Below are 14,160 nucleotides of genomic sequence, written 5' to 3'. Positions count from 1 at the left end.
TTGGAACAGTTAATTTCGGAAGGTATAATAAATGTTAAAAGCTCGGAGGGCGCTTATGCAAAAAAGATGTGCTTGGACAACGGACGACCCGCTGTATATCCAGTACCATGACCATGAATGGGGCGTCCCCGTTCATGAGGATTCCAAGCTGTTTGAAATGCTCGTTCTGGAAGGAATGCAAGCGGGCTTGAGCTGGATTACTATTCTTAGAAAAAGAGAAAACTTCCGCAAAGCGCTGGATCAGTTTGATCCTCGTCTCATTTCTGCTTATGGACAGCAAGATATCGATCGGCTGCTTAACGATGCCGGTATCGTTCGGAATAAGCTTAAGCTGAAGGCTGCGGTAACTAATGCCCAGGCTTTTATCAAGGTTCAGAAGGAGTACGGCAGCTTTGACCAATATATTTGGCAGTTTGTCGATGGCGAGCCGATCCTTAATGATTGGCATAGGGCCGATGAGGTGCCGGCATCTACTCCATTATCGGACAAGCTGAGTCGGGATTTGAAGAGGAGAGGCTTCAAATTCGTTGGCAGTACCATCTGCTATTCTTTTATGCAGGCGGTCGGAATGGTTAATGACCATACGGCGGACTGCTTCCTATATCCCGGCAAACGGAAAACCTCCCGTTAGCCAACGGTGCGGATTGCCACTGTGAAAAGGTGAATGAGAGACAAACCCGGTTTTCCCGGTAGAAAAAAGGCGATAATGTCTAATGAATGGCCCCATATAAAAAACGAACACAACCTGTGCTCGTTTTTTTAACAACATATAGAATTTATAGGCTTCTGCTTCTTGATTTCATCAAATTCTATTTGGCGGTCAAAAATCTTGTAAACTCGGCTGCACATCTTCTGAGGACTCCGATAGGAGTTTCCTCGCTTTCAATAATTACTGCTTCTATCGATCAGCGCATTTGCTTTGGCTGCTCCGTTCGTTCTGCGGCTTCTGCCAAATCCTGCTTTGCTTGCTCCAACTGCTCCAGCACCTGAACCGTTTGCGGCTCTTGGGATTCGTTAGCTTCGGCTGTCAGCCGCTGCTCGGCCTCGTGAACTTCGCGATTGGCTTGGCCGACGATTTGTTGGGCTTGCTGAAGGAGCTGCGGATCGGAGCTGATTTGAGCTTGCTCGACCGCTTGCTCGGCGTCCTGAGAGCTGTTAAGAGCATGATGGCTGTTTAGAATAGCCTTTTCTAAAGATTGTTGATGTTGTTTTTGTTGGGTCAAGATGGGTTCTCCTTCCTGGGTTCAGTTTCTATTAGGATCGGATGGAGGGGGGACGATAAGCAGAATCCATCGCTGTCATTAGCATGTGCAAGGAAAGGAATAATCATCCATACCTGGCTTAATAAGATTTTTCGGTTGATGGATAGGGGAGGAAAGAAAGTGTACCGGATAATGATTGTGGAAGACGACAACAAAATAGCCGATATTCTGAGCGGGTATATTCACAAATATAACTACGAAGTGGTGCGCGCCTCCCGCTTTCACGATATTAAGAACGAGTTCGTCGAAATTAATCCGCATTTGGTGCTGCTGGACGTTAACTTGCCTCAATATGACGGATTTTATTGGTGCAGACAAATTCGCACGGTATCGAATGTGCCCATTCTATTTATTTCGGCCCGGGTCGGTGAGATGGATCAGGTGATGGCCATCGAAAATGGGGGCGACGATTATATTACCAAGCCTTTTAACCTGGACGTCATCGTTGTGAAAATTAAAGGAATCCTTCGCAGAGCTTACGGAGAATATGCCGCGGTTTCCGGAGGAACTGCCGAACGGTATGAAATTAGCGGGCTCCAACTGGATCGAACCAAAAACCTGATTCAGTGGAAAGGGAACAAAAGCTCGTTAAGTCAAAATGAATTCCGCTTACTGGACTGCCTGGCGCAGAAAGTCGGCCAAATCGTGACGCGGGAAGAGCTGCTGGAGGAGCTGTGGGATGACGCCCATTTTGTCGATGATAATACCCTTACGGTGAATGTTACCCGGGTTCGCAAAAAACTGGAGGAATTGGGCATTACCGACGCTATCGAAACGGTGCGTGGGCAAGGGTACCGGCTGGAGCCGGTCTGGGAGAGGTCTCACCATGACGTTTAAACAATTTCTTATGGACCGTCTGATGTATATTTTGTTCTTTCTCATTAATGCAGCTTTAATCGTCCTTGTCGTCTATTTGAGCTATTCCCATCAAGGGGTGATCCTTCCCTTCGGAAATCTCCTCTATATATTGGTCTTATCTTTGACAGGGCTCACCTGCTTCTTATTCATTGATTATGTCCGCCAACGCTCCTTCTTTCGCGAATTGGCTCTAGTATCGAAGGAAGAAGGGAAGCCGGAGCATATTCTTAGTCTGACATCGGCGGTTACCCGAGAGCAGCTTCTTATGCAGAAGCTAATGCACACCTCTTATAGTCTCTATGCCAAAGAGCTTCAGGAATACCGGGCTAAGCAGGAGCAGCATCTGCACTTTGCGAACCAGTGGGTTCATCAAATGAAGACGCCGGTCTCGGTTATCGACCTGCTCATTCAGCAAACGTCGCGAGAAGAGCCGTCTGGCCGTTTGCAGCCTTTCCTGCAAAGCATGCGGGAGGAAACCGATCGTCTGAGTCACGGGCTGAACATGATGCTGCATACCGCAAGATTGGAAAAATTCGAGCTGGACATTGCAGCGGACCGGGTAGAGCTCGTCGCATTGGTTCGGGGCATTATCAATGAATACAAGACGGTCTGGATAGGGCATTCTCTTTATCCGAAGCTGTCTGCCGATTCGGAGGAGGTCTACGTCGAGACGGACCGCAAGTGGATGGAGTTCGTTATCAGGCAGTTGCTGACTAATGCCATTAAATATTCCATAGCCAAGCGCAAATCGATGCCCTCTAACGAGCTGGAAGATGAGAAGCCCGGGCGGCAGCAGCTCTGGATTACAGTCGAAGAGAGCGGCCAAGGCTGGAGCCTGGTGATCCGGGATGAAGGAATCGGAATTCCGGAGCAGGATCTTCCGCGGGTCTTCGATCCGTTCTTTACCGGGGCCAATGGCCGGACTACCGCGGAATCGACGGGGATGGGGTTGTTTCTGGCGCAGCAGGTTTGCCGGAGGCTGGGCCATCGCCTTTCATTAAGCTCCCGGGAAGGGGAGGGGACGACGGCGGTGATCCTATTCCCGAAGCCAACGAATATGTATGAGCTTTTATACGAATAGGCGGCTCTCAAGATGACAATATTGTAAGACAGAACGATAGGTTTGTAAGCCGATTCGATGGGAGACTTCTCTTCTTCGTTCTATACTTAAGCAAAAGAGGGGAATGGAGGTTTTTTAATGAGTGTGTTAAAAGCCGAGGCTCTCACCAAAATATATGGCACCAAAAATAGCAGCATGACCTATAAAGCGCTGGACAACTTCCAATTGGAAATTCAGGAAGGAGAGTTTGTGGGGGTGATGGGGCCGTCCGGAAGCGGCAAGACGACTCTGCTCAACCTGCTGGCCACCATCGATACTCCTACCTCCGGCCAGATTGAAATTAACGGGATCGATCCTTCCCGGCTCACCAATAACCAGTTGGCTCTCTTCCGCAGAAGACAGCTGGGCTTCGTTTTTCAGGACTTTAATTTGTTGGATACCTTATCCATCCAGGAGAATATTATCCTACCGCTTGTTCTGGATAACACCCCGGTGAAGGAGATTGAAGAGCGGCTGCATGAAATAGCAAGTGTACTGGGGATTTATCCTATCTTGAACAAGCGCACCTTCGAGGTGTCGGGCGGGCAGCAGCAGCGAACGGCCATCGCCCGGGCTATGATTCACCGTCCCGCTATTTTGCTTGCGGATGAATTGACGGGCAATCTGGATTCCAAATCGGCTAATGATGTGATGAATTCGCTTAAAGAGCTGAACGAGCGGCAGCACGCCACCATCATGATGGTTACCCACGATCCTTTCGCTGCAAGCTTCTGCCAGCGGATAGTGTTTATTAAAGACGGGAAGCTGTTCTCGGAAATTCGCCGGGGCTCTAACCGGCAAGCTTTTTTTCAACAAATATTGGATTCGCTGAGTGTTCTGGGGGGCAGTTTCGATGAAATTCCGACAGCTCGCTTCTAGGAACGTTTCCGGCAGCTGGCATCGCTATATTGCCTTTTTTTTGAGCAGCGTCTTTTCGGTTATGATTTTTTTTATTTACTCCCAGTTTATTTTTCACCCCGATGTAGTGGGCGGAACTATTCGGGCCGCGGATAAAGTTCGCAATGCCCTCATTGCTTGTGAGTACATCATCATTCTCTTCTCCTTTTTTTTCGTGCTGTACTCCAATTCCGCTTTTATTAAATCACGCAAGAAGGAATTTGGCTTGTTTTTCTTGCTGGGAATGACCAAGCGGCAAGTGAAAAGAATGGTTTGGTATGAAAATTCGCTCATTGCGCTGCTGGCAATCGTCGTCGGAATCGCCTTTGGTTCTCTGTTTTCCAAATTATTTTTTATGGTCATTGCTCAATTGCTGAGTGTTAGTCCGATTCCATTCAAGCTTGTTCCTGAAGCCGTGGGTTTAACGGCAGGAGGGTTCTTCCTGCTTTTCCAGGTCATTACTTTGATCAATCTCATCCAGGTTGGACGCAGCAAAATTATTGATTTGCTTAAAGCGGCTAAAAAACCGAAGAAGATCCCGGTTTTTTCATGGCTGCTCGTTCTTTTGTCGGTGCTTTGCCTGGGGGCGGGTTATTATATGGCCTATATTTCGAATATGCGGAATATAGTGATCACCTTTTTCCCCGTTATTTTCATTGTCATTATCGGGACGTATTTTCTGTTTACGCAGGGCAGTGTAGCCTTGTTCCGCTGGCTGCAAAGGACGAAATCCGTTTATTACAAGCAGACGAATTTATTAACGATTTCCCAGCTTGTCTTCAAAATGAAGGATAACGCGAGGCTGTTCTTTTCCGTATCGATTCTAAGCGCGGTTGTACTGACCGCATCCGGAACGTTCTATGTGTTCTATCAAGATTCGCGGGATCAGCTCATGGAGCAGTATCCGCAGACTATAGGCTATGAAGAAAGCGGAACAGAGGGTCATTCCGTCCTGGATCCACAAATTGTGAAAAAAACAGTGGAACAGTATGGGGGAGAAATCGAATATGCCATCGAATTAACAGGGATTCACGTACCGTTGAAGCTGAAAGACCGGCCCGGCAAGGAAACATCGGCCATTATTATCCCGGCAAGCGACTACAACGAGTATGCGAAGCGGATTCACAGGAAACAGCTGCAGGTGGAAGAGGGTCATGCACTCTATGTATTTCCGTACCGCAACATATTGGGGATGGAATGGTTCGCTAAAGGAGAAGAGTTGACGACATCGATTGATGGACGTCCGCTCACTTTAGAGATGGATGGGCAGATTTACGGAGGAATTGTGAATACGAGCCGAAGGATTGAAGCTTTACTGATTGTTGACGATGAGCACTACAATCAACTGATGGCCTCAACGCCGGATGAGCTTAAAGTAAGATATTACGGGTATGAGCTGGCCCATTGGGAGCAGGCCGGCGAAATCGTTAATCGCGTCTTGGACCAGCTTCCCCCGGATCAGAGGGGGCAGTTTTCTTCGCGGGTTCAGGATTACCTGGACATGAGACAGTTCAATTCTCTGACCCTGTTTATCGGGCTCTTCATCAGCATTCTGTTTTTTATCGCTGCAGGAAGTATGATTTATTTTAAACTGTTTACCGAGCTTCAGGAGGATCAAGCGTTTTACCGGTCGTTGGGACGGATAGGGATGTCCATGGAGGAACTGAAAAAAGTGATTACGCTGCAAATCGGACTGGTTTTCTTCATTCCTTTTCTGGTTGGAACCCTGCATACTGTCTTCGCCTTTAAAGCATTGGGGAATCTGATCGGGATCACGGTCTGGCAGTATGGATTCGTCGTCATCGGTCTGTTTTTCGTCATGCAGTATCTTTATTTCATCCTTAGCCGCCAGGCCTATCTTAAGCAAACGTTGAGAGGCGGATAGAGTATAGCCGAGAATGCCTTGAATAACGGAGCATTCTTTTTTTATATACGGTAGCAGGGGCGGTCTCTTTACAGGATCGCTATCTGTTATGTCTGTGCATGTCACCCGGGATCTGAAAATTTTCCAAGCTTGCTTCTTGAAATCAGATGTTATAATAGGATAAACGCTTTCATCCTGGAAAGGAGCAGGAACAGTCAACATGAAGCGCATCATTATTGGTTTATTACGGCGTAAAGGATCCATAAGAAGCAAAATCTTTTTCTCGATTGTCGTCTTCCTGATCATTCCTTTTTTGATTTCTTTCTATTATATCGACAGACCGTTGGAAAAGGTTATTGAGAAGAAAATCGGGAATTCTTCCCAAGACGCTTTATCGCTAGTCAATATGAATATCGAAGCCGTCCTTCAGGATATGTTCAAGTTGTCAACAGATTTGTCCATCGATCCCGATGTTATCCATTTGTTGAAAAATCCCGGGAAATTAGGGGAGTACGATCAACTGGAGATCAAGCAAAGCATCCTTCATAAATTGTCCTTTTACAATTTTACAGCTTATGTGGCTATATTGGATCGGCAAGGCAATTGGATTAGCACCCGACATGCGGAACCATCCAAATATGAAGAATTGACGCAAACCGATTGGTATCAGGAGTTGACCCGCGAACCTTCCAAGCTCATTTGGTTTTATAGCCATAATTATACGTTTGCTGATCATAGTCCGGTCATTTCCTTGGCCAAGAACGTATTCGATCCATTAACCCATAACCCTGTCGGGGTACTTCTCTTTAGCGTAAGCGAGGGGGATATCGGCAAATATTTATCCAGGCTGGATGGGGACACTTTTATTCTGGATAAGGATGGGATCGTTATGTCCAGTCCAAATAAAGCGGTGCTGGGCAAGCTGATTTCACAAGATCTGGACAATCCGGGGATCTGGTTGGAGCCTAAAGGTCAGACCATTGTGGAGAAGCACGAGAATAAATCGATAGTTAACTATTCCACATTTAATCAAACGGGTTGGAAGATCGTTCAGGCGATCCCGTACGACATGGTCTTCAAAGAAATCTTTGATATTCGGAGGGCGAATATTGCAATAACTATCGTCATTTTTATCCTCTTCATTTTGATTACAATTACAATCTCTTACAGCATAAGCAAACCGCTAAAATCGCTTGCCCGAAAAATGCTTGCCTTCGAGGAGCAATCATCTGAAAGCGTTTTTATAGTGAAAGGGCCAAAAGAAATATCGTTGTTGGCCGATACTTATAATAAAATGATCAGGCGAATCAACGAGTTGATGCAGAGGCTGAAAGAGCAGTATCAGCAGAAGGAAGAGCTTCGTTTTAAAGCTCTACAAGCGCAAATCAATCCGCATTTTATTCTCAATACGCTGAATAACATCAAGTGGATGGCCTATATCCGCAATGCCCGCGAAGTAGGGGACATGCTGTCCAATCTCGGAGGGATTATGGAATCGGCTATAGGCAGAGGGGAGAATCTGATTCCACTGCGGCACGAGCTGGATTATATCCGAAACTATACCGCACTGATGAAAATTAAATATAACGAAAAATTAACGGTAGATTATGATGTGCCGGATGAACTGCTGTCTGTGCAGGTCGTCAAATTTATGCTTCAGCCTATTATAGAGAACTGTATCCAGCACGGAATCGAGCCTTTAAGAGAAAAGGGAGTGGTAAAGATCCGGGCAGAGGTTGAAGGCAGCCATATGATCCTTACCGTTCAGGACAACGGGGTTGGAATGGATAGAGATAAGCTTCGCAAAATTCAGGGCTTCTTGTCTAGCGGTTCGGAGGTTGCCCAAGGGGAGAGGATTGGAATCAAAAATGTGCATGACCGGATCAAGCTCCAATACGGAGCCTCTTACGGGGTAACCGTGGAAAGCATACTAGGGGAAGGTACGAAGGTCCGGTTATCGCTTCCATACCAATCAATGATGGAAAGGGAGGAATCCCATGGGTCCTTATAAGGTAATGCTGGTTGATGATGAGATTCTGGTCCGTCTCGGAATCCGATCGGTGATCGAATGGGAGAAGCACGGGTTCGTCTACATCGGAGACGCCTCTGATGGTATTGAAGCCCTCGAAGGGATAGAACGGACGAGACCTGACATTTTATTAACGGATATTGTCATGCCTAATATGAATGGACTTGATTTAATTCATCAGGCCAAGCGGATGGATCCCGAGATGAGAATTATCGTCTTAAGCAGTCATAACGAGTACGAGTATTTACGACAAGCGATGAAGATGGGCGTGGACGATTATATTCTGAAGGCGTCGATGAAACCTGAGGAGCTGCTCGAGCTGCTTTTAGAAACCGCGAATAAAATCGCTGCCGATAAACGGACGCGGGAGGGAAGCGTGCTTCATCCTCCGGTGGAAACGGATGTTCGTCACAAGCTGACGCAGACGTTGCGCCAATGGCTGGATAGCCCGCCTTCTGCCAATACATCCTATTCCAGGGAAGGTTCGATGGATAATTCTGAATGGACATGGGAAGCGGAAAGTATTCTGCTGCTGATGCATATTCATCCGCCGCCCCCGAATTCGTCTGTCGACCCGGAAACCTATCATACATTGGCTAACCTGGCCGAACTAGGAATGAACAAGTGGGTAAAAGGCTGCGTTATTCCTTACAATGAACATAGCCTGGTCCTCCTGATTCCTTGGGAGGTTCACGTCTCTGATCCGGCGGAAGTAATCGACTCCGTAGGCAAAGATATAATCAGCGCATTGAAGAGATTTTTGGGGATTTCGGTCAGCATAGGCGTCAGCGCACGATTTGCAGGGAAGACGGAACTAAAGCGGGCCTACGATCAAGCCGATAAAGCGCTTCGGCAATATTTTTTTGCGGGGAAAGAAAACGTGTATAAATATGAAGAAGCTATGAGGATCGAATGTACGGGATCAGAGCATCTTTTTACCAACGAAATAGAGCAAGAATTGCGCCAAAAGATAGAACTTCTCGATGATGAGGGTTTGAAACAAACGATAGGGGATATTTTCAGAAGGATGAGGGAGGGTCAATATTCTTCCGAATACTACATTCAAGTTTGTCTGAAACTGCTGCACTATATACAAACCGGCCTGAAAAGATATGACGAGGAAGGAATGGCTGAACCCGATTCAGAGCCTCCTTTATATAAACAAGTGATCGGATTTCAGGATGTGTGGGAGGCCGAGGAATGGTTCGAACGGTTTATAGAAGATCAAGTGCGTCGTGCGCGTGACATCTTAAGCAGAACGTATCGTGAAGAAATCAGCCAGCTCATTCTGAAGATGAAAGAACGCTATGCTGACGATTGGTCGCTAAAGCAGGCAGCTCAGATGGCCAACATGAGCGAAAGCTACTTAAGCTATCTGTTTAAGAAGGCAACCCAGGTCGGTTTTACCGCTTATCTAAATCAAATCCGTGTGGAGAAAGCAGCCGAATATTTACGGGAGACCCATATGCCCAGCTATTCAATCGCAGAAAAAGTAGGCTATGACAACGTCAACTACTTTAGCAGGATTTTCAAAAAGATTATGGGCGTCAGCCCTCAGAACTACCGCTTGCAAGTGCATAATAATTCCAAAGAGAGCCTTGTTCCCAAAATATAATTTTGGGAACTTTTTATTTTCCACATATCTTGATCCGATGACACTTCAATAAAGGCATCATAGATGCTTTTTATAAATATTGACAATGAATCTAAAAAAAATGAAAAGCTCCGGTCCATTCCGCAATCGAGGGTAAAAATGTGAACAATATCGCAGAATTTGTGCATTCCATCTATCCTCCGCAAAAATTAAAATACAAATGTAAGCGCTTGAAAACGATGAGCCGGCATTATCAAATGAATAAAAGGGGGACGAGCATCATGCGTAAATTAAAAGTTGCCGTCATTGGATTAGGTGTCATGGGGCAGTCGCATACCCGTATCTATACGGAAATGCCAAACGTGGAATTGACTGCTGTTTATGACATAAACCGAGAATTGACCGAGCGGATCGCGGCTCAATATGGCGCTATTGCTTCCGAACATATCGAGTCTGTGTTTCAAATACCGGACCTGGATGCAGTCAGCATTTGTACAGCCGACGATCAACATTATGAGTTAGCGCTCCTTGCTTGCAAATACGGTAAGCACGTGCTGATGGAAAAACCTTTGGCCGCGGAAATAGAAGAAGCCAAAGGAATCGTGAACCAGGTTAAGCAATCTGGCATCCAGATGATGGTGGGACATACGCTGCGCTGGGATCCGCGTTATTATCAAGCGTATCAAGCGGTTCGGCAGGGCAAGATCGGCAAGCCGTTGCATTTGTATGCCAGACGAAACAATTCGTTTCTGAACGGGCAGCGGTTAAAAGGCAGGACATCCGTCCTTATGTTCTTGGGCGTCCATGATATTGACGCTATCGAGTGGGTGACGGGCGATTCAATTGTTGAAGTGTATGCTGTTGGAGTCAGTGAACGTCTGGCCGCGTTCGGGGTTATGGACGCGACTTTAACGACTCTCCGGTTTGCTTCCGGTGCGGTCGGCAATTACGAAACGAGCTGGGTTCTCCCGGAGCATCACCTGGAGCTTGATGCGAAGCTGAACATTACGGGAACGGAGGGCGCTGTAGATATTGATATTATCAATCAAAATATATCTATACACTCCGGCTCCCGGTTCACCTTCCCAGATACCGCATACGGGGTCGAGATGTACGGTAGAATGACGGGCATAATGAAGGAGGAGCTAACCTCTTTCGTAAGAGCCGTCCTGGACGGGGAACCGCTTCCCATTTCGGTGGAGGAGGCTTATAGATCGGTTTATATAGCACATTGCATGGAAGAATCTTTACGGATAGGCCGGCCGGTCACGGTTCAGCCTTAACATTCCTGAGGAGGGGTTATTGGTGAACAAATCGTTCAAAGTCGTCGCGGTTTCTTTGATCGCGCTATCCGTTGCAGCCGGGTGTTCCGGTACCAACGGAACGGGTCCTCAGGAGGGGGCAGGGAATGCGGGAGGAGACACGCCGTATAAAGGTCAGCAAATCAGTGTTCTGCTGGAAGGTCATCCGACCAGTAACTCGATTCAAAAAATGCTTCCAGAATTCGAGGAGCAGACAGGAATTAAAGTCAATCTGGAGATTATACCTTACAGTGATTTGACTTCTAAAGCTTTGATGAACTTCTCTAGCCGATCCGGCCGTTATGATGTCATTATGGACGATATGGTACATGGCATTGGATATGTGAACGCCGACTATGTCGAGCCGCTGGATGAATATATGAATAACGAGGCTTTAAAATCCTATTTCGATGCGCAGGATTTCGTCCCTAAATATTTGGAAGTCATGAAAGTGGAAGGTCAAACATACGGGCTTCCCGTCTATGGGGAAAGTAATTTCCTGATGTACAGGAAAGACCTTTTTGAAAAATATAACATTCCGGTGCCTAAAACTTACGATGAGCTGATGCATGCCGCGAAAACGATCCACGAGCAGACCAATGGCGAGATCGCCGGGATGACGCTCCGGGGAGAACAAGGGATTCAGAATGTGTATGTATGGTCGACGTTCCTCTGGGGCTTCGGGGGACAATGGCTGAACGAGCAGGGTCAATCGGACATCGCTTCTCCGGAAGCGGTCAAGGCGTTGGAATTTTATAGAGATCTGTTAACGCAATACGGCCCCACTGGGGTAGCCAACTTCGGGTGGCAGGAAAACCGATTGTTGTTCCAACAAGGGAAAGCGGCGATGACCATCGACGCTACCGTCAACGGCGCTTTTAATGAAGACCCTGACGAGTCTTCGATCGTGGGCAATGTGGGCTACGCTCCGGTCCCTACTCAAACGGACAGCCCGAAAGGCGGAGCTTCTACATTGACAGTGCACGGAATCTATTTGTCGAAGGACAGCAAGAATAAAGAAGCGGCATGGTTGTTTATGAGCTGGGCTACGTCCAAAGAACAACAGGTCAAATCGATGTCGATCGATCCTAATGCCGGCGTCACTTCGCTCAGTGCCATGAAGGAAGAAGTGTTTGTTGAGAAATTTGGCGCATTTAAAGATGCTATGCTGCAAGCGATTGAAGAAGGAAATATGAACTATTTGCCCCAAATCGCACAAGCAAACGAGATGATTAACAATACGGGAGTCGCGATTTCCAAAGCATTGACCGGACATACTCCGGCAGAAGAAGCTTTGAAAGAAGCGAACGAGTTGAATAACAGACTGCTAGAGGCTAAATAATCAATTTCATACTGAAGGCCAAGAGCTGAGGAATTCGCCCTTGGCTTTTTTAAGGAAGTGAGAGGAATGCATAAAAGCCAACGTTACTGGCTGATGCCAAGCGTCGTAGTTCTGGTGTTTTTTTCGGTTATGGTGCTTGGATACTCAATTTATTTAAGTCTTCACAATATTAGCATGATTAAACAGACTTTCTCCTTTGTCGGGTTATCTAACTTTATTGATTTGTTTCAGGATAAGCGGGCGTGGGCTTCTGTTGGAAAAACGCTGAAATTTTCACTGATTGCTACGTTTATAGAATTGTCACTCGGTCTCGCCATTGCTCTTTATTTTAACCGTCAATTCCCGGGACGTAAGCTGGTCAGGGCTCTGATGCTGATCCCAATGATTATGACCCCGGTCGTTTCCGGCTTGATCTGGCGTATTTTTTATGATCCGAACGCTGGGATTGTTAACTATTATTTGGGCTTGATCGGGTTGGGGAGCAAGCATGATTGGCTGGGTAGCGTTGACTTGGCCATGTACTCTGTCATTGTTGCCGACGTATGGCAATGGACACCTTTTGTTTTCCTCATTCTGGCGTCGGCATTGGATGCGATGCCCAGCGAGCCCCTGGAAGCGGCCAAAGTGGATGGAGCAAGCCCCGTACAGACGTTTATGCATGTCACCTTGCCCTTGTTGAAGCCTGCTCTCATGATCGCGTTATTGCTGCGTCTCATGGACAGCATTAAAACGTTCGATATCATTTATGTCATGACACGCGGAGGCCCGTCGCTGGCGACCGAAACAGCAAATATGTACGCATATATTCAAGGCTTCAATAACTTTAACCTTAGCTACGCCACGGTTATTAACTTGTCTATTACGGTTCTGCTGACGTTTGTATTTACGTTTGTTTATAAATCAATGACATCGAGAACAGGTTAGGAGGGAGATAAGGATGCGCGCAGCGAAAGAAAGCTTTTATTACATTGGTGCAATAGTAATTCTACTGTTTTTTATGATGCCCTTTGTCTGGTTAATATTAACGTCCCTTAAGAACTATAGGGACGCTTTTGCCTTGCCTCCCGTTTTTCTATTTACGCCAACGTTTGAAAACTATGACAACGTATTTGCTAGATCTGATTTTTTTAAGGCCATCTTTAACAGTTTGACCATTTCGAGCGTATCTACCGTTCTGTGTCTATGTTTGGGGATGGTGACCGCCTATGCTCTTGCTTATTTCCAATTTCGTCGGAAGTCAAAGTGGATCACTTTTATTCTTAGCGCGAGAATAGCTCCGCCAATCTTAATGCTGCTGCCCGTATATTTTATGGCTGTAAAGTTAGGGCTGACGGACTCTTATTTGCTGATGATTTTCGTTTATACCTTAATGAATTTGCCGTTTGTTGTGCTGATGCTGCTCACCTTCTTCGAGGAAATTCCACATGAGCTCCGTGAGGCGGCTTTTGTAGACGGCTGTACGGAATTTAAAGCCTTTTATCGGATTATTGTCCCAGTGGCCAAGGGAGGAATCGCCGCTACCTTCATTCTATCGATGCTGCTTGTATGGAATGAGTTTTTGATCGGGCTTGTATTAACCGGTAGAGGGACGCAGACACTGCCTGTCTTGATTACGTCGTTCATGACATTCCAAGGCACCGAATGGGGGCCGCTGACGGCAGCGGGAACGATTGTTATGCTTCCTATGCTTATTTTTGGGATAGCGGTCCAAAAGCATTTGGTTAAAGGAATGACACTGGGAGCTGTTAAGTAAGCTCCCTGGACTGCATCTCTCCCATAGTTTTGGCTTAGAATTGGTAGTAACTCTCCAAGAGAGTAGACGAGGGTATGTTATAATGGACGGTAGATTTCCAAAGGGTTTCCATCGAAGTCCAACCATTTTTCAATAATCGGCCCCAGGTCTATACGGTGCTA

12 protein-coding genes are annotated in these 14,160 nt (G+C 46.6%); 11 read left to right on the top strand and 1 reads right to left on the bottom strand.

Going from position 1 to position 14,160, the window contains the following annotated elements; translation table 11 throughout:
• Positions 1–55: 55 nt before the first annotated feature.
• Positions 56–631, top strand: a complete 576-nt coding sequence (locus KJS69_RS24385) for a DNA-3-methyladenine glycosylase I (protein WP_213586413.1) — start codon at positions 56–58, stop codon at positions 629–631.
• A gap of 274 nt (positions 632–905) precedes the next feature.
• On the opposite strand, the gene KJS69_RS24380 is transcribed toward KJS69_RS24385, so the two are convergent.
• Positions 906–1,223, bottom strand: a complete 318-nt coding sequence (locus KJS69_RS24380) for a hypothetical protein (protein WP_213586412.1) — start codon at positions 1,221–1,223, stop codon at positions 906–908.
• Between the two features lie 159 nt (positions 1,224–1,382).
• On the opposite strand from KJS69_RS24380, the gene KJS69_RS24375 reads away from it, so the two are divergent.
• From KJS69_RS24375 to KJS69_RS24330, 10 genes are all read left to right on the top strand, one after another.
• Positions 1,383–2,099 carry a response regulator transcription factor gene (locus KJS69_RS24375; RefSeq protein ID WP_213586411.1) on the top strand — a complete coding sequence of 239 codons (717 nt, stop codon included), beginning with the start codon at positions 1,383–1,385 and terminating at the stop codon, positions 2,097–2,099.
• Positions 2,089–3,201: a sensor histidine kinase gene (locus tag KJS69_RS24370; RefSeq protein WP_213586410.1), complete on the top strand. Its 1,113-nt coding sequence runs from the start codon at positions 2,089–2,091 to the stop codon at positions 3,199–3,201. Before KJS69_RS24375 ends, KJS69_RS24370 begins: the two co-directional genes overlap by 11 nt.
• Before the next feature lie 117 nt (positions 3,202–3,318).
• The gene (locus KJS69_RS24365; RefSeq protein ID WP_213586409.1) at positions 3,319–4,098 is read left to right on the top strand and encodes an ABC transporter ATP-binding protein; all 780 of its coding nucleotides are present in this window, start codon (positions 3,319–3,321) and stop codon (positions 4,096–4,098) included.
• Complete coding sequence (locus tag KJS69_RS24360) at positions 4,073–6,001, top strand: FtsX-like permease family protein (RefSeq protein ID WP_213586408.1); 1,929 nt, start codon at positions 4,073–4,075, stop codon at positions 5,999–6,001. The genes KJS69_RS24365 and KJS69_RS24360 overlap by 26 nt, the downstream gene beginning before the upstream one ends.
• 199 nt (positions 6,002–6,200) lie before the next feature.
• A complete protein-coding gene (locus KJS69_RS24355; RefSeq protein ID WP_213586407.1) occupies positions 6,201–7,991 on the top strand; it encodes a sensor histidine kinase in 1,791 nt (596 codons plus the stop codon).
• A complete protein-coding gene (locus tag KJS69_RS24350) occupies positions 7,978–9,624 on the top strand; it encodes a response regulator (protein ID WP_213586406.1) in 1,647 nt (548 codons plus the stop codon). Before KJS69_RS24355 ends, KJS69_RS24350 begins: the two co-directional genes overlap by 14 nt.
• Positions 9,625–9,884: 260 nt before the next feature.
• Positions 9,885–10,886, top strand: a complete 1,002-nt coding sequence (locus KJS69_RS24345; RefSeq protein WP_213586405.1) for a Gfo/Idh/MocA family protein — start codon at positions 9,885–9,887, stop codon at positions 10,884–10,886.
• 22 nt (positions 10,887–10,908) lie between these two features.
• Entirely contained in the window at positions 10,909–12,246 is a 1,338-nt protein-coding gene (locus KJS69_RS24340) for an ABC transporter substrate-binding protein (protein ID WP_213586404.1), read from the top strand.
• Positions 12,247–12,312: 66 nt separating this feature from the next.
• Positions 12,313–13,170, top strand: coding sequence for a carbohydrate ABC transporter permease (locus tag KJS69_RS24335; protein WP_213586403.1), 858 nt, complete (start codon positions 12,313–12,315; stop codon positions 13,168–13,170).
• 13 nt (positions 13,171–13,183) lie between these two features.
• Positions 13,184–13,999, top strand: a complete 816-nt coding sequence (locus KJS69_RS24330; RefSeq protein WP_213586402.1) for a carbohydrate ABC transporter permease — start codon at positions 13,184–13,186, stop codon at positions 13,997–13,999.
• Positions 14,000–14,160: the final 161 nt, after the last annotated feature.

Source organism: Paenibacillus sp. J2TS4 (assembly GCF_018403245.1).
Lineage (GTDB): Bacteria > Bacillota > Bacilli > Paenibacillales > NBRC-103111 > Paenibacillus_L.
Note: the sequence above shows the minus strand (reverse complement) of the source record. Positions and strands in the feature narration are given on the sequence as shown.

What these genes read in the sequence shown, in the direction of transcription:
- KJS69_RS24355 (WP_213586407.1), top strand. Translation starts at nt 6,201, where the DNA reads ATGAAGCGCATCATTATTGGTTTATTACGGCGTAAAGGATCCATAAGA.
- KJS69_RS24365 (WP_213586409.1), top strand. Translation starts at nt 3,319, where the DNA reads ATGAGTGTGTTAAAAGCCGAGGCTCTCACCAAAATATATGGCACCAAA.
- KJS69_RS24345 (WP_213586405.1), top strand. Translation starts at nt 9,885, where the DNA reads ATGCGTAAATTAAAAGTTGCCGTCATTGGATTAGGTGTCATGGGGCAG.
- KJS69_RS24335 (WP_213586403.1), top strand. Translation starts at nt 12,313, where the DNA reads ATGCATAAAAGCCAACGTTACTGGCTGATGCCAAGCGTCGTAGTTCTG.
- KJS69_RS24360 (WP_213586408.1), top strand. Translation starts at nt 4,073, where the DNA reads ATGAAATTCCGACAGCTCGCTTCTAGGAACGTTTCCGGCAGCTGGCAT.
- KJS69_RS24330 (WP_213586402.1), top strand. Translation starts at nt 13,184, where the DNA reads ATGCGCGCAGCGAAAGAAAGCTTTTATTACATTGGTGCAATAGTAATT.
- KJS69_RS24370 (WP_213586410.1), top strand. Translation starts at nt 2,089, where the DNA reads ATGACGTTTAAACAATTTCTTATGGACCGTCTGATGTATATTTTGTTC.
- KJS69_RS24385 (WP_213586413.1), top strand. Translation starts at nt 56, where the DNA reads ATGCAAAAAAGATGTGCTTGGACAACGGACGACCCGCTGTATATCCAG.
- KJS69_RS24350 (WP_213586406.1), top strand. Translation starts at nt 7,978, where the DNA reads ATGGGTCCTTATAAGGTAATGCTGGTTGATGATGAGATTCTGGTCCGT.